19 protein-coding genes are annotated in these 17,283 nt (G+C 70.4%); 14 read left to right on the top strand and 5 right to left on the bottom strand.

What is annotated here, in order from left to right:
• The first annotated feature begins 208 nt into the window (after window positions 1–208).
• From AC07FY_RS22540 to AC07FY_RS22530, 3 genes are all read left to right on the top strand, one after another.
• A complete protein-coding gene (locus tag AC07FY_RS22540; RefSeq protein WP_479008879.1) occupies window positions 209–859 on the top strand; it encodes a hypothetical protein in 651 nt (216 codons plus the stop codon).
• Window positions 860–1,099: 240 nt separating this feature from the next.
• Window positions 1,100–1,918, top strand: coding sequence for an MEDS domain-containing protein (locus AC07FY_RS22535; protein WP_479008877.1), 819 nt, complete (start codon window positions 1,100–1,102; stop codon window positions 1,916–1,918).
• Window positions 1,915–2,898, top strand: coding sequence for an anti-sigma factor RsbA family regulatory protein (locus tag AC07FY_RS22530; protein WP_479008875.1), 984 nt, complete (start codon window positions 1,915–1,917; stop codon window positions 2,896–2,898). The genes AC07FY_RS22535 and AC07FY_RS22530 overlap by 4 nt, the downstream gene beginning before the upstream one ends.
• A 19-nt stretch (window positions 2,899–2,917) precedes the next feature.
• Here AC07FY_RS22530 and AC07FY_RS22525 read toward each other — a convergent pair whose 3' ends face one another.
• On the bottom strand, window positions 2,918–3,433 hold the full coding sequence (locus AC07FY_RS22525) for a carbohydrate-binding module family 20 domain-containing protein (protein WP_479008873.1): 516 nt from the start codon (window positions 3,431–3,433) through the stop codon (window positions 2,918–2,920).
• Window positions 3,434–3,821: 388 nt separating this feature from the next.
• On the opposite strand from AC07FY_RS22525, the gene AC07FY_RS22520 reads away from it, so the two are divergent.
• Complete coding sequence (locus tag AC07FY_RS22520) at window positions 3,822–4,322, top strand: metallophosphoesterase family protein (protein ID WP_479008871.1); 501 nt, start codon at window positions 3,822–3,824, stop codon at window positions 4,320–4,322.
• A gap of 10 nt (window positions 4,323–4,332) precedes the next feature.
• On the opposite strand, the gene AC07FY_RS22515 is transcribed toward AC07FY_RS22520, so the two are convergent.
• Window positions 4,333–5,178 carry a PaaX family transcriptional regulator C-terminal domain-containing protein gene (locus AC07FY_RS22515; RefSeq protein ID WP_479009081.1) on the bottom strand — a complete coding sequence of 282 codons (846 nt, stop codon included), beginning with the start codon at window positions 5,176–5,178 and terminating at the stop codon, window positions 4,333–4,335.
• Window positions 5,179–5,216: 38 nt separating this feature from the next.
• Window positions 5,217–5,870, bottom strand: coding sequence for a GNAT family N-acetyltransferase (locus AC07FY_RS22510; RefSeq protein WP_479008870.1), 654 nt, complete (start codon window positions 5,868–5,870; stop codon window positions 5,217–5,219).
• Window positions 5,871–5,977: 107 nt separating this feature from the next.
• On the opposite strand from AC07FY_RS22510, the gene AC07FY_RS22505 reads away from it, so the two are divergent.
• The 5 genes from AC07FY_RS22505 (at window position 5,978) to AC07FY_RS22485 (ending at window position 10,850) form a co-directional block, all read left to right on the top strand.
• A complete protein-coding gene (locus tag AC07FY_RS22505) occupies window positions 5,978–7,045 on the top strand; it encodes an alpha/beta hydrolase family protein (protein WP_479008869.1) in 1,068 nt (355 codons plus the stop codon).
• 335 nt (window positions 7,046–7,380) lie between these two features.
• Window positions 7,381–8,904: a hypothetical protein gene (locus tag AC07FY_RS22500; RefSeq protein ID WP_479008868.1), complete on the top strand. Its 1,524-nt coding sequence runs from the start codon at window positions 7,381–7,383 to the stop codon at window positions 8,902–8,904.
• Between the two features lie 33 nt (window positions 8,905–8,937).
• On the top strand, window positions 8,938–9,357 hold the full coding sequence (locus tag AC07FY_RS22495; protein ID WP_479008867.1) for an oxygenase MpaB family protein: 420 nt from the start codon (window positions 8,938–8,940) through the stop codon (window positions 9,355–9,357).
• Window positions 9,354–9,917, top strand: a complete 564-nt coding sequence (locus AC07FY_RS22490; RefSeq protein WP_479008865.1) for a DUF6434 domain-containing protein — start codon at window positions 9,354–9,356, stop codon at window positions 9,915–9,917. Before AC07FY_RS22495 ends, AC07FY_RS22490 begins: the two co-directional genes overlap by 4 nt.
• A gap of 450 nt (window positions 9,918–10,367) precedes the next feature.
• The gene (locus tag AC07FY_RS22485) at window positions 10,368–10,850 is read left to right on the top strand and encodes a hypothetical protein (protein WP_479008863.1); all 483 of its coding nucleotides are present in this window, start codon (window positions 10,368–10,370) and stop codon (window positions 10,848–10,850) included.
• 120 nt (window positions 10,851–10,970) lie between these two features.
• Here the strand turns inward: AC07FY_RS22485 and AC07FY_RS22480 are convergent, their stop codons facing one another.
• The gene (locus tag AC07FY_RS22480; RefSeq protein ID WP_479008861.1) at window positions 10,971–11,471 is read right to left on the bottom strand and encodes an SRPBCC family protein; all 501 of its coding nucleotides are present in this window, start codon (window positions 11,469–11,471) and stop codon (window positions 10,971–10,973) included.
• Window positions 11,472–11,767: 296 nt separating this feature from the next.
• Here AC07FY_RS22480 and AC07FY_RS22475 point away from each other — a divergent pair, with 296 nt between their 5' ends.
• The 3 genes from AC07FY_RS22475 to AC07FY_RS22465 all read left to right on the top strand — a co-directional run bounded on the left by AC07FY_RS22475 (window position 11,768) and on the right by AC07FY_RS22465 (window position 13,573).
• Window positions 11,768–12,328, top strand: coding sequence for a CchlQ (locus AC07FY_RS22475; protein WP_479008859.1), 561 nt, complete (start codon window positions 11,768–11,770; stop codon window positions 12,326–12,328).
• 101 nt (window positions 12,329–12,429) lie between these two features.
• Window positions 12,430–13,161: a DUF6193 family natural product biosynthesis protein gene (locus AC07FY_RS22470; RefSeq protein ID WP_479008857.1), complete on the top strand. Its 732-nt coding sequence runs from the start codon at window positions 12,430–12,432 to the stop codon at window positions 13,159–13,161.
• A gap of 43 nt (window positions 13,162–13,204) precedes the next feature.
• Entirely contained in the window at window positions 13,205–13,573 is a 369-nt protein-coding gene (locus tag AC07FY_RS22465; RefSeq protein ID WP_479008855.1) for a hypothetical protein, read from the top strand.
• Between the two features lie 366 nt (window positions 13,574–13,939).
• Here AC07FY_RS22465 and AC07FY_RS22460 read toward each other — a convergent pair whose 3' ends face one another.
• On the bottom strand, window positions 13,940–15,037 hold the full coding sequence (locus tag AC07FY_RS22460; protein WP_479008853.1) for a hypothetical protein: 1,098 nt from the start codon (window positions 15,035–15,037) through the stop codon (window positions 13,940–13,942).
• Window positions 15,038–15,419: 382 nt separating this feature from the next.
• Between AC07FY_RS22460 and AC07FY_RS22455 the strand changes: the two genes are divergently transcribed.
• Together AC07FY_RS22455 and AC07FY_RS22450 are read left to right on the top strand one after the other, a co-directional pair.
• Window positions 15,420–16,313 carry an ABC transporter substrate-binding protein gene (locus AC07FY_RS22455; protein ID WP_479008851.1) on the top strand — a complete coding sequence of 298 codons (894 nt, stop codon included), beginning with the start codon at window positions 15,420–15,422 and terminating at the stop codon, window positions 16,311–16,313.
• Window position 16,314: 1 nt separating this feature from the next.
• Window positions 16,315–17,283, top strand: coding sequence for an amino acid ABC transporter permease (locus AC07FY_RS22450; RefSeq protein ID WP_479008849.1), 969 nt, complete (start codon window positions 16,315–16,317; stop codon window positions 17,281–17,283).

Genomic DNA, 17,283 nt, shown 5'->3' with positions numbered 1-17,283 from the left:
CCCGGCCGGGGACACGGCATACGGCCCGCGAGATGCTGCCGGTCAGGCCCCGTGATTCGAACAGCGTCCGGTGCGGCCCATCGCCGCGGCCTTCACCGGGCGACCGCGGCGTCGCCGGGCGACCTCGCGTGTTCCGACGGCCGGCGCACCCCCTAGGCTGTGCGCCGGTCGGGCCCGGGCGCAGGGTCCCGGAGGGCGGGGAAACAGGATGTCCGTAGAACGTCACATAGCGGGGATGCTCCAGCAGATCGCCCGCCAGCAGGACACCGTCGAGATCGCCCCCCAGGGCTCCACTGCCAAGGCGGCCGCCCTGGCGCACGTGGCGGAGCAGTACGGTTACACGTACGGCACGGCCTACAGGACCGGGTTCAAGAACTCGCTCGTCCAGGTCCGGATGCACCGGGACCCGCAGTCCGAAGCGCGGGTCCGCGAGGCGGCCACCATCACCGCCCATCCACGGGCGGGCAACGGCGGGACAGTGCCGGGCCTGGAGCAGGGCTCGCTGAAACCGCTCCCCGAAGCGGTCGCTGCCGTGGCCGTGCTGAAGGACCTCATCACCTTCGACGTCATGGCCCTGTACATCGCTGACCGGAGCCAGAAGGTGAAGAGTTATCTCGCCTGCGGGGCCCTGGCCCTCCTCATGCTGATCGACAGGTCGCCGGTCGAGGCGGTCGCTTCCGGCGGGGCGGTCGCGCTGCTCGTCACCGTGGCGTTCACCGTGGGCGCGTACCGCCGCAAGAAGATCGCGCAGCGCCTGACGGACGCAGGCTTCCTCGCGGTGCGCGACGAACGGGGCGACCAGCGGTTCCTCCGCCCGGGGCAGCAGCTGCCCGGCCACGCCAACCCGTTCGCCGCCTGATCTCTGACCACCGCGGGCCAGAGATCAGCTCGGGCCTCGCAGCCTGCGATGCGGTGCGTGCCGACCGGTCGGCGATCACTCACACCACCCCTCCCGGCGGTCGGCCGGCAGGTTGGTGCACTCCGCCGGGGGCAGGGGGTGGAGTGGATCGGTTGCCGCTGCCGGGGTGGAGCCGGGTCGGTGACTGTCGGACGGGCTCGGTAACCTTGTGTGTCCGCAATGGTGTGGGAAGGGGGCGGAGTGAGAGCGGCGCGGGAATTGGCGACGTTCGACGAGGTCGAGCTCGGCGATCACATCTGCTGGCACATGGGCTCCGCCGCCACAGCCCTGCCCGACGGAGCGCGGGCCTACCTCGCCGATGGCGCGCTGTACGGGGACAAGCTCGTGGTGGTGGACACCATCGGCTCCACGTCCGGTGCCTCCCCCTTCAGCGACGGGCTGCTGCCCTCGGCCGCCGTGGTCCTCGATTGCTCCCGGCCGGCGGACACGGACAGAGTCCTGGCCGCCGTGCGCCGCGAGGCGCGTACGGCAGAACGCGAGGGTTTCCGGGCCGTCCGCGTCCTTACCGAGCGGCTGCCCCGCACCTCACTCGCGGCGGCCGAGGAGCTCCTCGCCCAGGAGCTCGGACTGGACGAGTTCGCGGCGGAGAGCGGCGCCATGGTGGTGTGCGCGTTCAGGCCGCTCCAGTGGGACCCGTCCGCGCTGGAGAACGTGGAGAGTGTGCATCCGCATGGGATGGGCACACGTGCAGCGCGTCCGTCCTTCCGGATGTACTGCGCGGGTACTGACATGTGGAGTGTGGACGGTGTGATCGACTCTCAGTGCGCCCTCGCGTTCAATGCGGCCGCCCGGGCGGCGGTACGCACCACGCCGACGGTGACGCTGCGGTTCGACCGGCTCGAGATGATCGACGCCGCGGGCATGCAAGCCCTGCTCGATGCGGCCCGCCACCTGCCCGATCGCCGTATCATCGTAGAAGGCGCCAACGACACCGTGCGCCTGTGCTGGCAACTGGCCGGTTTTGCCGGTGCCGACCTGCCCGTGGTGATGGCCGCATGAGCACGAACCCGCTCTCGAACCCGTCCGCCGCCTCGACATCGCCCGATCGCCCGAGTGCGGAGTTCCGGCACGAGTTGTTTCCCTATCGCGGCGAGGAGCAGTTCCTCAGCGGGGCACTGGGCTACATCCACGAAGCGCTGGAAGCCGACGAAGCGGTGGTGGTCGCCGTTCCCGCGGAGAAGACTTCGCTCTTGCGGCAGGAGCTGGGCGCTGAGGGCGCCGTCGCCTTCGTGGACACCTCGACCGTCGGTCCCAACCCAGGACGTCACATCGCCGCCTGGGCGAGCTGGATGGCGGAGCGCGGTGAGGGGGGCCGGCCCGTCCGAGGCATCGGTGAAACGGCTTGGCGCACCGTGCGCAGCGCCGCGCACCTCTCGGAGCTGCAGCATCACGAATGGCTGCTGAACCGGGCCTTCGCACACAGCCCGGCCTGGTCGATGCTCTGCCCCTACGACGCCACCGACGAGGACCAGGACGCCCTGCAGTCGCTGTCTCGCTGCCACCCCCTGATCCGCCAGGAGGGGCACCACGCCTCGCACAACGACGGCTATCTGCGCGGCGACGTGTACCCCTTCCAGGCCCTGTCCGGCCCCTGCGACCCCTACCAAGAGGTCGGCTACACCCACGGTGACCTGGCCGCGGTCCGGTCCAAGGTCGCCCAGTGCGCCACCGATGCCGGCATCCCGCAGGAACGGTTGTCGAAGCTCGCCGTCGCCGTCACCGAGATCGCCACCAACAGCATTCGCCATGGAGGGGGCAGTGGCACCCTGCGCACCTGGGCACAGGAGGCGGTGTTCATCTGTGAATTCCGGGACAGCGGCTACATCCCGGACGTGATGGTGGGCCGCATCCGCCCCACCGCGGAGCAGATCGGTGGCCGCGGCCTGTGGCTCGCCCACCAGCTCTGCGATCTGGTCGAGATCCGCTCCAGCCCCGACCAGGGCACCACCGTCCGCCTCCATACCGACATCCCGGAGTAGACCGCCCGCCCCTGCCGTCTCAGCAGTGGTTCACGGCCAGCACGTGGTCGCGGGCGGGACCGTAGCCGGCGAAGGTGGCGGTTGAGCCCGCCTCCACCCAGCGGCAGTCGCTGACCGTGCCGCTCTGGTGGACCACTTGGAGGCGGAGCGGCACACCGCACTGGCTGGCGACGACCGTGTAGCGCCATGAGGTGTAAGCGACAGCGCAGTCGGGTGCGATGCCGGACGCAGGAGTGCCGGCCGTCTCGCGGAACGTGTCGTGCGTCGTGAATGAGGAGCCGTCGGACGGGGTCGTCAGCGCACGGTTGTTGGCCTGCTCCCAGACCACGCTCCCGTCCGACCTCTTGATCAAGTACTTGAACGACAGGGAAGCCGCTCCGTCGAGGACCAGGGAAGCCGTCCAGACCGGTGACGAGGTGGTGGACAGCGGTACGGCCGCGTCCGGCGACCAGGAGCCGAGTTCGGGTGCGCTGCCCGTCACGAAGACGGTGTCGCCCCACTCGGTCTGGGCCACCACTTCGAAGCCGACTGTCACTCGTGGATGCGGCTCCGCTGCCACAGCCGAGGCAGGAGTCGCTGCGAACACCCCCATGAGCAGCAGAAACCCCGCGGCGGTCCGGTACCAACCGGTTGCGCGCCTCACCTTCACCACGTCCCTTCGATGCCGGACTGCAAGCTTTCTGAAACTTTCAGCAAAGTCTTACATCGGCGCTCGGGCGCTACAACCCGCAATCCGGACACGTCCGAAAGCCTCGTACGACGCTCCGCGCCGTGCGGTGCCGCCCATCTGTGCGAACGAGCAGGGAACGTCCACGCCCCAGGCCCCGCCCCCCGCTCCCATTGGCTGAAAAACGTTCTGCTGCGGACGCTGGTCGCGTACCTCATCGGGGCGCTCGCGGCCGCAGCGTTCTACCGTGGGACGCATGCGGCTCCTCTTGACCTCGGACACCCACCTCCCCACCCGCGCCAGGTCACTCCCGCAAGCCCTCCTGGCCGCCGTCGATGAGGCCGACGCCGTGATCCACGCGGGGGACTGGGTCGATGAGCCCACGCTCGACCTGCTGGAGTCCCGGTCCCGCCGGTTGATCGCCGTGTACGGCAACAACGACGGGCCGGGACTGCGCCGCAGACTCCCCGAGATCGCCCACGCCGAGCTGGAGGGAGTGCGCCTCGGGGTCGTGCACGAGACGGGAGCGGCCACGGGACGAGAGCGGCGCTGCGCCGCACGCTTCCCCGACCTGGACCTGTTGGTCTTCGGCCACAGCCACATCCCCTGGGACACCGCCGCCGGGAGTCTGCGCCTGCTCAACCCGGGCTCGCCCACGGACCGCCGACGACAGCCCTTCTGCACGTTCATGACAGTGACCGTCGACGCCGGGACGGTGGGCGAGGTGACGCTCCATCGTCTGCCCCCACGGCGCTGAACCCCCGCCCTCAGCGCGTCGTCCGATCTGCCGCTTCTCGAGTGATGTCGGCGTACAGGCGGAAGAGGACCGGGCGGCCTTCGCCGCCTTCTCGTTCGTACAGGACCTTCCAGCACCGGGCGACGAGCTCGCGGGCCTGGGTGCCGGGCCAGGGTCGGGGCAGGAGTTCGGGGGGCAGCAGCGGATCGGGCTCCATGGCGCGGGTCAGTTCCGCGGCCAACTCGACGGCGATGGTGAGGAGCGCGGCGGGGGAGAGTCCGGCAGGACCGGTGAGCCGGGTGAGGCGGGACTGGGCGATGCGGCCGAGGCGGTGGTAGCGGTCGGCGATCTCGGGGAGGGGCCAGAGGCGGCGGACGAGTTCGGCCGGCTCGTGGGCGTCGCCCTTGCGCAGGTCAGTCGTGGTGAGGAGGGTCAGTGCGCCGTGGGCGCCGAGGCGCTGGGCCGCTTCTTCCACGTACGGCTCCCAGGCGTGGGCGCCGACGTACAGTCCGCCTTGGAGTGGGGCGCCGCCGAGGTGGACGAGCGTCTCGCGCAGGGCGTCCCGCGCGGCGCGCGCCGATTCCGGCAGTGCGAAGGCGGCGAGGTGCCAGACACCGTCCCACGGTGCGAGCCCGTCGTCCTGCCGGAAGGCGTGCCGGAGGAAGTCCGCGTTGGGGGCCAGAGCGCGCGTGGTGTCCTCGGTCGCCCGCAGTACCGCCTTGCGGCCACGGCCCTCGTGCGTGAACCGGCCTTCGGCGACGAGGCGTTTGACGCACAATCGAACCTGCTGGTCGCTCATCCCCAGCGTGGTGGCGACGGTGTAGAGCTCGTCCGCGCTGACACTCCCGTCCTCGCGGATCAGCGCGTGGACGAGCATGCGCGTGGGGACCTCGACGTGGTCCTCCGCCTCGGTGCTCACCGTTCCCCCACTCCGCCACCGCTTCGAGTGCCGGCCGCTCCGACGGCGCGGCGCATGGTGGTCACCGCGCTGAACCCCAGCAGTGCGCGCAGGTAGGGCGTGTGCTCGGTCCGCACGGCCGTGAAGCCGCGCCGCTCGTACAGGGCTTTCGCCCGCGGATTGGCGTCGATGACGTCCAGCCTGATCTCCCGGCAGTGCTGCTCCGCCGCCACGGCGGCCACTTCCTCGATGAGCAGGCTGCCGACCCCGCGGCCGCGGAGGCCCGGGTCCACGGCGATGCCGTCCATGACGAGCTGTCCGGCTGCCGGGCGCCGCTCGAACAGGGCGAGGAGCAGGAGCCGGTGGAGCCCACGCAGGCGTCCGTACGTCCCGAGCACCGCGGACGCCGATCCGCCCGTGAGGGCGCGGCCCCCGAGCTGGTAGCCGGCGAGGCCGACGAGCTGCCCTTCGAGGAGGGCGCACACCGCGCGATCGGCGTTCAGGTGGGCGGCGATGAAGGGCACCGCCTTGTCCGGCGGGTTCAGCGCGGGGCCGAGTTTGCGGCCGAACGCCTCCCAGTACAGCTCGGCCGCCCGCCGCTCGGCGCCGGCCGGAAGGCCCCGCCGAAGCGTCACCCGTCCGGTGCCGGGGTCCGTCCCATCCCGTTCCATGCCTGCCCTCTCGTTCGCTGCCTTCCCACTAAATCTATCATTCTTCCGACGGCCGTTCCGCTGATGATAGTTTGTGTCGCCTCATCCCAACAGAGGCGGTCCGATCCATGCATCCGAAGACCCACCTCCGCCGACGCGGCCTCCGCATCACCGTGTGGTCGCTCCTCACGGCCCTCCTCGCGGCGGCTGGTCTCGCCGGTGCGGTGCTGTGGCAGCACGCGTACGACGTGGACGAACAGCGGGTTGTGATCCGTCACGGCGGGCACACCCTCAACGGAGTACTGGCCCTGCCCAAGAACGGCCGCAGCCGCCACGGCCTGGTCGTGTACGTGCACGGTGACGGCCCCGTCGACGCCACCCATGACGACGGGTACAAGCCCCTGTGGGAGGCGAACGCCAAGGCCGGTTACGCCTCCTTGTCCTGGGACAAGCCCGGCGTGGCGGGCGCCCCCGGGAACTGGCTCGCCCAGTCCATGGACGACCGGGCCGACGAGGCGGCCGCCGCCATCGCCTGGGCGCGCGCCCGCCCGGACATCGACGGCGGCCGGATCGGACTCTGGGGTGCCAGCCAGGCCGGCTGGGTCCTGCCGAAAATCGCCGCCAAGACGCCCGTCAGCTTCGCCGTCGCCGTCTCTCCGGCGATCAACTGGCTCCGGCAGGGCCGCTACAACCTCCTCGCCGAGCTGCGCGCCGACGGTGCGTCGGATGCCCGTACGGACGCGGCGATCGCGAGGAGCGACACCACCCGGAGGCTGCTGGAACGCCGCGCGACCTTCGAGGAATACGTCACGGCGAGGGGTGGCGACGCGGACGGCATGACCGCCGACCGGTGGGCCTTCATTTCCAAGAACTACACCGCGGACGCAACAGAAGACCTCCGCGCCCTGCGCGGCGTACCGGTGCTGTTGGTCCTCGCCGGCCACGACAGGAACGTGGACACCGCCGACACCGAGCGCGTCTACCGCAGGGTGCTGGACGCAGGCGGCGCGATGACGGTCGAGCACTACCCCGACGCGACCCATTCACTGCTCAAGCAGTCCATCGAGCAGTCGAAGCTCAAGATCACGCTCACGGCACTCTTCGCGCCCCGCTCACTCTTCGCGGACGGATTCCTGGAGGGGCAAAGGCGGTTCCTCGAGAGCCTCGACCCGGGTGGCGACCCCGCCGCTCCGTGACGGGCAGCACCATCGGCCGTGGGCGCGTGAGTAGGCGTTTGCGCGTCCTGGTTCGGGGATGCCCGACCGGGTGCGGCACGTCGGCCGAGGTGCTCGTGGCGGGAGCCGGCTCGTACCGACGCGGACCGGGACCGGGCCCGCCGCGCGGTCAGTGCAGTCCGCTGTAGGCGGCCAACGCTCCCGGTCGAGCGCGTCAGCAGGCACGCCGGCGCGTGAGCACGGGCACGTGGTCCGAGTGCCGCAGCCCGGATGGCGCGGGCGCCCTCGCCGGGGCAGCGTGGTGCCCAGTGGGCGGGGACGCCCGCCCTGCCCCGAGCTTCGACGAGGTCCGGCACATGACGCAGACATCCGCCGTGGCACCCGGCCCCCGCGGCGAACGGCCTCGCCCCTCCCCGTACGCCGTGGGCCGCCGGGAACTGCGCTGGCCGGCCGTCGTCGCCGCGGTGTACACGGTGCTCCAGCTGGTCCTCGTCGTGCCCGGATCGGGTCTCGGCTGGGACGAGACCGTCTACGTAAGCCAGGTCAGCCCCCAGGCCCCGGCCGCGTTCTTCAGCGCCCCCCGCGCCCGGGGGATCACCTTCCTGGTGGCACCCGTGGCCGTCCTGACCTCATCGGTCGAGGCGCTCCGCGTCTGGCTCGCCCTGCTGTCGGGAGCCGGTCTGTTCCTGTCGATGCGGGTGTGGCTACGGCTCCTGCCCGCCGGTGTCCCCGCCCTGGCCGGCGCGCTGTTCGCCGGACTGTGGATCACCCTGCTCTACGGCCCGCAGGCCATGCCGAACCTCTGGGTCGCCTACGGCGCGATGATCTCGGTCGGCTGCTTCCTGAGGGCCGCGCGTGACCCCTCCGACCGGCTGGCGCCGATCGGTCTCGGTGGGGGAGTGGCGCTGGTCGCGCTGATGCGGCCCGGTGACGCCTTCTGGCTCGTCCTGCCGCTCGCCCTCGCCGCGGCGGCCGTCCGCGCGTGGCGGCGCCCGGCCCTGTTCCTGGTGCTCGCCGCGGGAGCGGTCCTCGGCAGCGCCGAATGGATCATCGAGGCGTACGTACGCTACGGCGGGCTCTTCCCCCGGCTCGCACGTGCCAGCGAGATCCAGGGCCACCTCGGGTGGAACCCGGCCTTCGGCGACCACGCGCGGGCGCTGGCCGGGCGGACCCTGTGCCGCCCCTGCGACGTGCCGCTGCGCCGGCCCCTGGCCGCGCTGTGGTGGTTCCTGCTTCCCCTGCTCGTCGGCGGCGGAATCATGGCGGCGGTGCGGGAGCGCCGCCGGGCCGCTGCCGCCCGCGCGCCCGTGGTCCTCGCCGCGCTGACCGGCCTGTGCCTGGCGGCGCCGTACCTGTTCCTGGTCGGATACGCGGCCCCCCGCTTCCTGCTGCCCGCCTACGCCCTGCTCTCGCTGCCGGCGGCCGTCTGCCTGGCCTGGCTGGCCCGGACCGCGCGCCCACGGCCGCTCGCGGCCGGAGTCCTCGCCCTGGGGTTGCTCGCCCATCTGGGGGTGCAGTACCTGATCCTCGACGGCGCGGCGTCGCGCAGCCGCAGGAACCGGACGGCCTTCGGCGCGGTGGCCGCCGAACTGGGTCGACTTGGGGTCCGTCCGCCGTGCCTGCTCACCGGTGAGGAGGCCGTACGGATCGCCTTCCGCGCCGGCTGCGCCTCGCGGCAGGCCGGCGGCCACGACGCGAGTATCACCCCGGCCGGGCTCACGGCCGCCGCCCGCAGCCGCCCCGTCGCGGTGCTCGTACGGGGGTCCGCGCCCCCGCCCGGGTACGCCGCCGGCTGGCGGCGCCACACCCTGCCGGGACTGCCCGGCACGGCGGAGCTGGTCGCCTACCTCGGCCCGGCCACCCGGCCCGGAGCCCCTTGAGGTGCCTCTCCGGCAGTCCGGTGTCGTGTAGGGATGGGATGGGATGGGATGGGATGGGATGGGATGGGATGGGATGGGATGGGATGGCCGGTGTTCCAAAGACCCGGGGTGCTCTCGGACGGGTGCACCCGGCGCCGTGGCCGCTTCCCGAAGCGGCTGTTCTTCTCCCACCGTGAAGGGCTGCGCCGTGTGGTCGCCCGCCTGGAGCGCATGCACCGCCGCCTGGCGGGGACCGACGAGCAGGGCAGACCGTTCACCGCGTTGGACCCGGCGGTGCGGGTGTGGGTGCTGGTCACCTTGTACGTGCATGACGGCGATGCCGGAACTGTGCGGACAACCGCTGACGGCCCTGAACCGGACCAGACATGTCCCGAGTTCCGTGCGGCGTGTGCCGAGTTGCCCGTCCGACGACCCGTTCCCGGCCGCGGCCGCCGTCCTATCATGGGGACATGAGTTCGAATGCGGGTGCTGCGGCGCGGCCGGAGCTGACTGCGGCGTTGAGCGGGGACGAGTTGTCCCGCTGGTACTGGACGCTGGCCGAGCTGACCGGGCTTGCCCGCGAGCTCGGGGTGCCGCGGGGCGGTGGGAAGGCGGCACTGACGGAGCGGCTACGGGCCGCATTGGACGGGGTCGCCCGGCCGGTCGCGCCGCCCCGGACGCGTAGCACCGGCCGCCAGCTCGCCGCGCCCGTGAACGGATCCACGGTGATTCCCGAGGGCCAGCGGTGCAGCCAGGTGCTGCGTGAGTACTTCCGCCGCGAGATCGGCCGGTCCTTCCACTTCGACGCCGCCATGCGGGCATTCGTGGCCGACGGTGCCGGGTGCACCCTGGCAGATGCCGTCGCCCACTGGCACGCCACGCGCCAGGCCGCTGCCCAGCCGCAGGAGATCGGCTCGCAGTTCGAGCTCAACCGCTTTCTGCGTGACTGGTACGCCGGGCATCCGGCTGGCAGCCGTGCCGAAGTGCTCGCCGCCTGGCGCACTCACCGCGACCGGCCTCGTCTCCCTCGGTGAGCATCCGGCAACCTCCTCGCGGCAGCTCCTGAAGTCCTGCTGGAACGCCGGTGTGACGGGTGTCGGTTGCGGTCGGGGCAAGCCTGATCACCGCACGACGGCGCGGATGCTCAATGTCCGCGGGAGACCGGTACGCCTGCGTCCGGTCGAGGTCGAGTTCCACGTCGCCAGCGACGGCCGAGAACGCCAGGCGCTGCCCGGACTCGGCGGCGCCGCCAGGCGCTCGACGTGACCCTCGCGTGCCGGACGCAGTCTGCGGGGGAGGGGGCCCGCCCGAGATCACGGCGATCGCGACCTTCCGTGACCGCCCCGTCGCCCACACGGATGGGGGTGGGCGGATCAAATCCCTTAGAACGAAGGGATGTTGGGGCTATGGTGTGCCCACCCTCGCTTGGGTACGGTGCACCCATTGCCATCGTCGTGCACGGCACTCACGATCAGGGGATCTTCATGCGCTTCGCGAAGAGCGTCACCTCCCTTGCAGTTTCCGGAGCAACCGCGGTGGCTGTCGTCGGTATCTCCAGCCCCGCCCAGGCCGGCACTTCCCTGTGCCTCACCAAAGCGGTCTCCAGTTCCACTCCCGGCCTCTCCATGCAGACCTGCGGTCACGGGCTGATGAATCAGGCAAACGGCCAAGTGACCGTGTACATGATTCACGCGAACCCGGCTGTGCAGCACTACGTGCGCGATATCTCGCTCACCTATGGCCCCGGTAGCTCCGGAGTCGGCTACGGCGGCTGGACCTGCGTCGTGATGAAGTGGATGAAGAGCGGCGACTCCTTCAAGTGCAACACCGTTTCGAGTACGGTCAATCAGACGTACGGAGCCTGGTGGTCAGCCCAGTCCACGGTCGATTACTGGAATTCCTCTCTCGCCGGCTATCGCGAAACCACCGACAAGGTATCCATCTACGTCGACGGTTACTACAACTAGCGGACAGGAGGGCCCGCCTGCCGGGCGGGGCGCCGCGGTTGGCGGGTGCCTGGTGTGCCGGCAGTCCGGCGAAGGATCGGATCGTGTAGGAGGCGCGAGACCCCCGGCCCCCCGACCCGCTCAGTCCGTCGCCTCGCGGACGTCCTTCCCCTGTTCGGCGAACGCCGCGAAGTCACGCATGTGCTGGTGTGACTGCTTGCGGAAGGCGCCGGGCATCAGAATGCCCACCAGCTTCATCAGAAAGCCGTTGAACCGGTATTCGCTCTCGCTCTCCCAGAGCGTCGTTCCCGGGCCGGCTTCGGTCAGCCGGTCGCGCACGGCGCTCCACATGCCCTCGCCGACGATCTCGCGGTCGAAGTGGACGACGCTTGTCTGCCGGATCTCGCGCAGGTCCGCCGGTTCCCGACGTGTGATGGTCTCGATGCACTCGATCTTCCGCCGGCCCGTTTGCATCACAACCCGCGACGTGGCGCCGAGCTGCCCGTGCTCCCCACGCAGCGGCTCGTGCAGTACCAGGCCCCGCAGCCATTTCGGCAGGTGTGCCGGGTCGGCGAGCAGCTGGACCACCCGCTCCCGCGGCAGGGAGATCCTGATGCAGACGGTGTATTTCAAGGGGCGCATCGTTCTTTCCTTCTCTCTCATCCCAGTGGGGCCTGCCCGGTGTCTGCGAGCGTGTCCAGGCGTGCTTGATCCTTGCCGTCAAACGCCCCCCGCGATCCGTCCCTGCCGCCGTTCACCGGTATGGCGCTGTGCAGGGATGTGCTGTCGGCAGCGGATGAGCGTGAGCGGAGCCGGGCACGGCAAGGTGAGTGATGTCGGTGGCCGGCGCATGGTGGGAGGCGGTGGTCGGGCATGATCTGCGGGACGGGACGGCGCGGGGGCGCGCCCTTCCCGAACACCGACTGGGGGAGTCACGGATGCAGTGGGGAACGCTGGTCGCCACACTGGGCGGCGGTCTCATCGCGATAGCGGGCACGGTGCTGGCCGACCGCTTGCGCACACGCCAGGAACACCGCCGCGGCCTTCAGGAACGGCGTCGGGACGTCTACACGGAGTTCATCTCCGCGGCAGGCGCGGCCCACACCGAACTGCGCCGCCTCGCGCAGCACGGCGATGAGGCGACCGACCTGGAGGAAGCAAGCCGCCTGGCGTTGACGAACGCCCGCATCTACGAGGTGCGCGAGCGCCTCTTCCTCGACGCCAGCCCCCGGATCGCGGGAACGGGCCAGACCATGTTCGAACGCCTCCGCGCCCTCCGAAGGACCGTCGCCGCGGGCGCCGGCATCTCGAGCCCCGCGTTCCACGACATCTACCATCCCTACCTCGACGCGGTCTGGGCCTACCGCGAGGCCGTCCGCCACGAGTTGGAGGGCCATGCCCTCACCCCCGCCGACTTCGGCTGGTCCATGTGGGACGGCCGCGAGCGCTGCGCGCACTGTGAACAGCGCCAGGCGGACACTGCGTCCGAGCAGCGCTGACCGGCCCCGGCCACCTTGGGCTGAAACAGCACCCTGGCTTCACGGGAAGTGCGCCAGAACCCGCCGCTCCGATCTGACCCCCGCCCCGGCAGAATGCGGAGATGGACTCCGACCTCTATCCCGATCTGGCTGCTGCGGGCAGCTTGGCCGCAGCGTTGGAACAGCTGGCGGCCGAACTGGGTGTCGATCTCGCAGTGGTACCCGGCGACTGGGGCCCACTCGCTTCGGCCGGTCTCGCCTCGTCGGTCCCCGAGCGCAAGCCGCTCTCCGTTCACATCGGTTCCGAGAGCCGCTGGTTCGGTGTCTCCGGCTGGAGCCACGGAGTCGAACTCATCACCGGAGCGACATCCGACCTGGCGGATGTCGTCAGGGCCGGAGCGGCATGGGGGCGGGGCAGGAGCCTGATGGACCTGCGGGCTGAGCTGCCGTTCCTCCACTCCGGCGAGCGCGCACAAGCTCACGAACGCGGGCCGGCCGCAGTGGTGGAGTGGCAGTGGCGCACGATGCGGGAGCAGGCGGCCGAGCGACCGGATTTCACAGGTTTCGGCGAACTCGTGGAAGCGGCGCACGCAGAACCGCGGCTGCGACAGCTCTACGTGTTCTCCAGCCACTGGACGCTCGGCTTCAGCTCGTGCACGGGACACCCGTTCCGCGCTCACGTGGCCATCGTCCCGTCACACAACGGCAGCCCATACCGCGTGAGGAGGCATCCTCTCTCTGACCACGTCCTCGACGAGGCCGCCACAGCCGAGGAAGCAGTAGCCCAGGCGGTACGCCACCTCCCCACCGATCTCGGTCCGGCCGTCGCGGGAACCGCCGAACAAGCTGAATGAGCGACGGGTGCAGCCGCGCAGACAACACCTCACGGAGACACGCATGCCGGTACACCAGATGCCGAGTCCGTCCCGACGGCTGCCCGTCGCCTGGGCCGTCGCCCTTTCGTTCGACTTCCTCGCCACGGTGCTGACGGCCCTCGTGCTGTGTGCCCTGGGCCTGCTGCTGCCCGGTATCACGGAGGACTACGGCCCCGCCACCGAGCCCACGTCTCCCAGGGCCCTGGCCTTCTTCACGGCCGCGCTTGCACTGGTCTCGTCACTTGGAGGAACTGCGGCCCTCCTCTCGCGGGCCGGCACCGGGCGCCGGCGCACCCTCGGCCTGTGGCTCTCGGCCGTTCGGCTCGGGTTGATCGTGCTCTCGGCCGCCGCCTTCGCCGCGTACGGGGTCGTCACCGCCCAGCTCGCGTGAGGTGAGCCCGGTCCATGCCGCCGGTGCCATGGGGCGGTTCCTGGCGCATGACGAAGGGCAGCGCGGTCGTCGGCGGGCGGTCGGCCCTCCTGATCAACCTGCCCATCGGGTTGGCCACCGTGCTGTGAGCCCCGCGGTACGTCCCGAAGTCGCGGGAGAAGCCGGCCCGGCGGCTGGACCCGCTGGGCATGCCGCTCTCCGCCGCTGATCGCCTACCCGCTCACCGTCGGCGGCGAGCGGCACTGGCCCGCCTCGAGCTTCCTCATGCTCGCCGCGGGCGGTTCCTGCTGCCCAAGCCGGTCAACGCCGCCGCCTGACCACTGCCGGCGGCCCGCCCCTTGCCGGGCGAGCCGCCGCCCCCCGTGTTCAGCAGCTGGTGACGGGGGCGCCGCTGTAGAGGTTGCTGTCCGTGACGCCGTTGGTGACGCTCCTGAGGTAGTAACCGCAGGTGGGCCGGTTCTTGAAGTCGAAGGTCTGGCCGGAGGTCAAGCGCCAGATCTTGAAGTTCGAGTAGGTGAGGGGCTGTCCAGCGGTGGCCTTCTCGGGTTGGTGGTCGCCGAGGACGACGTAGGTGTCGGCGCCGGAGAGGGTGGCCAGGCCGTTCCTGTCGATGAAGAGGGAACCGCCTTCTTCGACGCCCACCCCCCAGGCCTTGCCGCCAGGGGTGAGTCCGTCCTCGAGTGCACGTGCGACGAAGGCCATGGTGCGGCCCATGCGGTCGCGGGTGACGAAGTGGGAGTCGTTGATGGTGGCACCGTAATGCGGCCAGTCGAACATGCCCGTGGTGAACGTCGCGTACGAGTCGTAGGGGTTGGCGAGGGCCTCGCTGGAGGTGATGCTGCCGCGGCAGGCGTCGTACACGACGGAGCTGTTGATGTGGTGACCGGCGCTGCCTCCTCCCGAGCCGCCGCCCTTGGCGACGACCGACTGGACGGAGGCGCGGAGGGATGTGGATTTCCAGGCCGCGTACGTGCACTGGTCGCCACCGGCGAAGTAGACGAACTCCGCGTTGCGGATGTCGGTGTTGGCCTGTGTGTTGTTGCCGTCACTCGCCCTGGTGAGCGTCCACGTGGTGCAGGAGTTGATGCCGCTCAGGCGCATCACCGCGTCGCACTCGGGTGTCCTGCTGCCGGAACCGGGTGTGGATGCCGCCAGCACCACCACGTCGAGCGAGCCGGTTCCGCCGCGGATGGCGTCGACGGCCTTGGCCATGGAGGCGGGGACGATGCCACCGGACCCGTTCATGGTGAAGGCGGGGCCCGACCAGGTGGTGCGGCTGGCGTCCGCGGAGCTGCCGAGGCGGATGCGGCTGGCTGCGGCGTCGGCCTGATCGGCTTGGACGAACCCGCCTGCGATGACCGCCAGAGCGGCGGTGAGGCACGCGGCGATGCGGTGTGCGGGTCGGCGCCGCGCGGGGGAGGCGGAGGTGAACGCGGGGGAGGTGTGGGGGCGGAGCGGACGCATGAGTCCTCCGTGAGCAGCGGTGAAGGGGATCGCAGCGAAGCGGTGAAGCAGACACTGCGGCGTGCAGCAACGGAAAGTACAGGCCGATCGTGTGCTGCGGAAGATGTAACACCACACTCGGTCGGGCATGGCGACCTGCTGCCGTGGGTGAGCAGGTGAGAGGTCCCGCATGGGAGCGCTTCGGGACGCATCGCGGCCTCGCGGCATTCATGAAACATGAGTTACATCTAGCCAATCATCAGTCGCTCATGTAATTTCCTGGCGTGTCAGACGGTGACGCCCCAAGTCGTCGCCGGCCGATCTGCCGAGAGGGTCACCTGTGATGCCAAGCCCTTCCCTCCGCCGCGTGTCGAGGGTTTCCGCCCTCTCCGTGGCGGTCCTCATGACCGTCGCAGCCTGCGGGGACGATGCCTCTGGCGGTGACGCCGAGTCGCCCGCCGCCGCCACCGTCGCCGGAGTCGTGGTCGCCAAGGACCCGGCGCTCCACGCCGCCCTGCCGGAGGAGATCAGGAAGTCGGGCGTGGTGCGGGTGGCCACCGATGTCCCCTACGCCCCCTTCGAGATGTTCGTGACCGAGGGCAAGCCCGAACTGACCGGTCTCGACTACGACCTGGGGCAGGCGCTCGGCGCGAAGCTGGGTGTGCGCTTCGCCTTCACACCGCAGAAGTTCGACGGCATCGTGCCGGCCATCCAGGCCGGGAAGTTCGACGCGGCGATGTCGGCGATGACCGACAACAAGGAGCGGCAGGCGGTCGTCGACTTCGTCGACTACTCCGTCTCCGGTTCCGGGATCATGGTCGTCAAGGGCAACCCGCAGAAGATCGCCACCCTCGACGACCTGTGCGGCAAGAAGGCCGCGGTGCAGGCGGCGACCAACCAACTGGACCTGCTCGAGGAACACCAGGCGAAGTGCAAGGCCGCGAACAAGGCCGAGATCGACATCCAGACCTTCCCCAAGGACTCCGACGCCCAGCTCGCCCTGCGCTCCGACAAGGTCGTCGCCCAGGTCCAGACGAAGCCCGCAGCCGGCTGGACCGCCAAGACCGCCGACAACGGCAACGCCTTCGAAGTCGTCGACGACCCGGCCGCCGCGGGCGGTTACGGCGCCTCGCCCAACGGGATCGCCGTCTCCAAGAAGCTGCCGCAGCTCAGCGACGCGATCCAGAAGGCGCTGCAGGCCCTGATCGACGACGGAACCGTCATCAAGATCTTCGACAAGTACGGTGTCGCATCCATCGCCGTCAAGGAAGCCACGAAGAACGCGGCGGTGGACTGAATTGGCCATCACCACGGCGCCCCCGGACACCGACCGCACGGCGCCCGAGCAGCTGACCATCGTTCCCCTGCGCCACTACGGCCGCTGGATCGCGGCTCTCGCGGCGGTCGCCGCCCTCGTGGGCGTGGCCGGATCGCTGGCGCAGAACGACAACCTCCACTGGGAGATCATCGGCCGCTTCCTCTTCGCCGACCTGGTCTTCTCCGGTCTGGTCACCACCCTCTGGCTCACCGCGGCGTCGATGGCCCTCGGCCTCGTCCTCGGAACGCTGATCGCGGTGATGCGGCTGTCGACCAATCCCGTGCTGTACGGGATGTCCTCGCTCTTCGTCTGGTTCTTCCGGGGCACACCTCTGCTGGTGCAGATCATCTTCTGGGGGTACGCCGCCGCCCTCTACAGGTACGTGCTGATCGGTGTCCCCTTCACCGACATCACGTTCTTGCGGATCGAGACGAACTCCCTGCTCACCCCGGCCGTCGCCGCACTGCTGGCCCTCGGCCTCAACGAGGCCGCGTACACCTCGGAGATCGTCCGCGCCGGCATCCAGTCGGTGGACACCGGTCAGACCGAGGCAGCCCATTCCCTCGGCATGCGGCCGGTCCTGACGATGCGGCGGATCGTGCTGCCCCAGGCGATGCGAGTGATCATCCCGCCGATGGGCAACGAGACGATCAACATGCTCAAGATGACCGCCCTGGTGTCGATCATCTCGGCACACGACCTGATGTCCAACATCCAGGCCGTGTACGCGCAGAACTACCAGGTCATCCCCATGCTCGTGGTCGCCAGCCTCTGGTACCTCGGGCTGGTCACCCTGCTCAGCGTTCCGCAGGCGTGGCTGGAGCGCCGCTACGGCCGCGGCACGGGGCGCGGCGGCAGCGTCTCGCCACTGCGCCGGATGTTCGCCGGAGCGCTCAGCCGACCCGCTCGTGCGCAGGGCGAACAGGACAGCAAGGAGGCGGTCCGTTGA

This window comes from Streptomyces sp. NPDC045967 (assembly GCF_056430495.1).
Note: the sequence above shows the minus strand (reverse complement) of the source record. Positions and strands in the feature narration are given on the sequence as shown.

Coding starts and splice junctions, on each gene's coding strand:
- AC07FY_RS22515 (WP_479009081.1), bottom strand. CDS start 5,178: ATGCTCGTCCACGCGCTGATCCGCGAGGACGGGAGTGTCAGCGCGGAC.
- AC07FY_RS22480 (WP_479008861.1), bottom strand. CDS start 11,471: ATGCGCCCCTTGAAATACACCGTCTGCATCAGGATCTCCCTGCCGCGG.
- AC07FY_RS22470 (WP_479008857.1), top strand. CDS start 12,430: ATGGACTCCGACCTCTATCCCGATCTGGCTGCTGCGGGCAGCTTGGCC.
- AC07FY_RS22500 (WP_479008868.1), top strand. CDS start 7,381: ATGACGCAGACATCCGCCGTGGCACCCGGCCCCCGCGGCGAACGGCCT.
- AC07FY_RS22475 (WP_479008859.1), top strand. CDS start 11,768: ATGCAGTGGGGAACGCTGGTCGCCACACTGGGCGGCGGTCTCATCGCG.
- AC07FY_RS22530 (WP_479008875.1), top strand. CDS start 1,915: ATGAGCACGAACCCGCTCTCGAACCCGTCCGCCGCCTCGACATCGCCC.
- AC07FY_RS22465 (WP_479008855.1), top strand. CDS start 13,205: ATGCCGGTACACCAGATGCCGAGTCCGTCCCGACGGCTGCCCGTCGCC.
- AC07FY_RS22495 (WP_479008867.1), top strand. CDS start 8,938: ATGGGATGGGATGGGATGGGATGGGATGGGATGGGATGGGATGGGATG.
- AC07FY_RS22510 (WP_479008870.1), bottom strand. CDS start 5,870: ATGGAACGGGATGGGACGGACCCCGGCACCGGACGGGTGACGCTTCGG.
- AC07FY_RS22540 (WP_479008879.1), top strand. CDS start 209: ATGTCCGTAGAACGTCACATAGCGGGGATGCTCCAGCAGATCGCCCGC.
- AC07FY_RS22505 (WP_479008869.1), top strand. CDS start 5,978: ATGCATCCGAAGACCCACCTCCGCCGACGCGGCCTCCGCATCACCGTG.
- AC07FY_RS22455 (WP_479008851.1), top strand. CDS start 15,420: ATGACCGTCGCAGCCTGCGGGGACGATGCCTCTGGCGGTGACGCCGAG.
- AC07FY_RS22460 (WP_479008853.1), bottom strand. CDS start 15,037: ATGCGTCCGCTCCGCCCCCACACCTCCCCCGCGTTCACCTCCGCCTCC.
- AC07FY_RS22520 (WP_479008871.1), top strand. CDS start 3,822: ATGCGGCTCCTCTTGACCTCGGACACCCACCTCCCCACCCGCGCCAGG.
- AC07FY_RS22490 (WP_479008865.1), top strand. CDS start 9,354: ATGAGTTCGAATGCGGGTGCTGCGGCGCGGCCGGAGCTGACTGCGGCG.
- AC07FY_RS22485 (WP_479008863.1), top strand. CDS start 10,368: ATGCGCTTCGCGAAGAGCGTCACCTCCCTTGCAGTTTCCGGAGCAACC.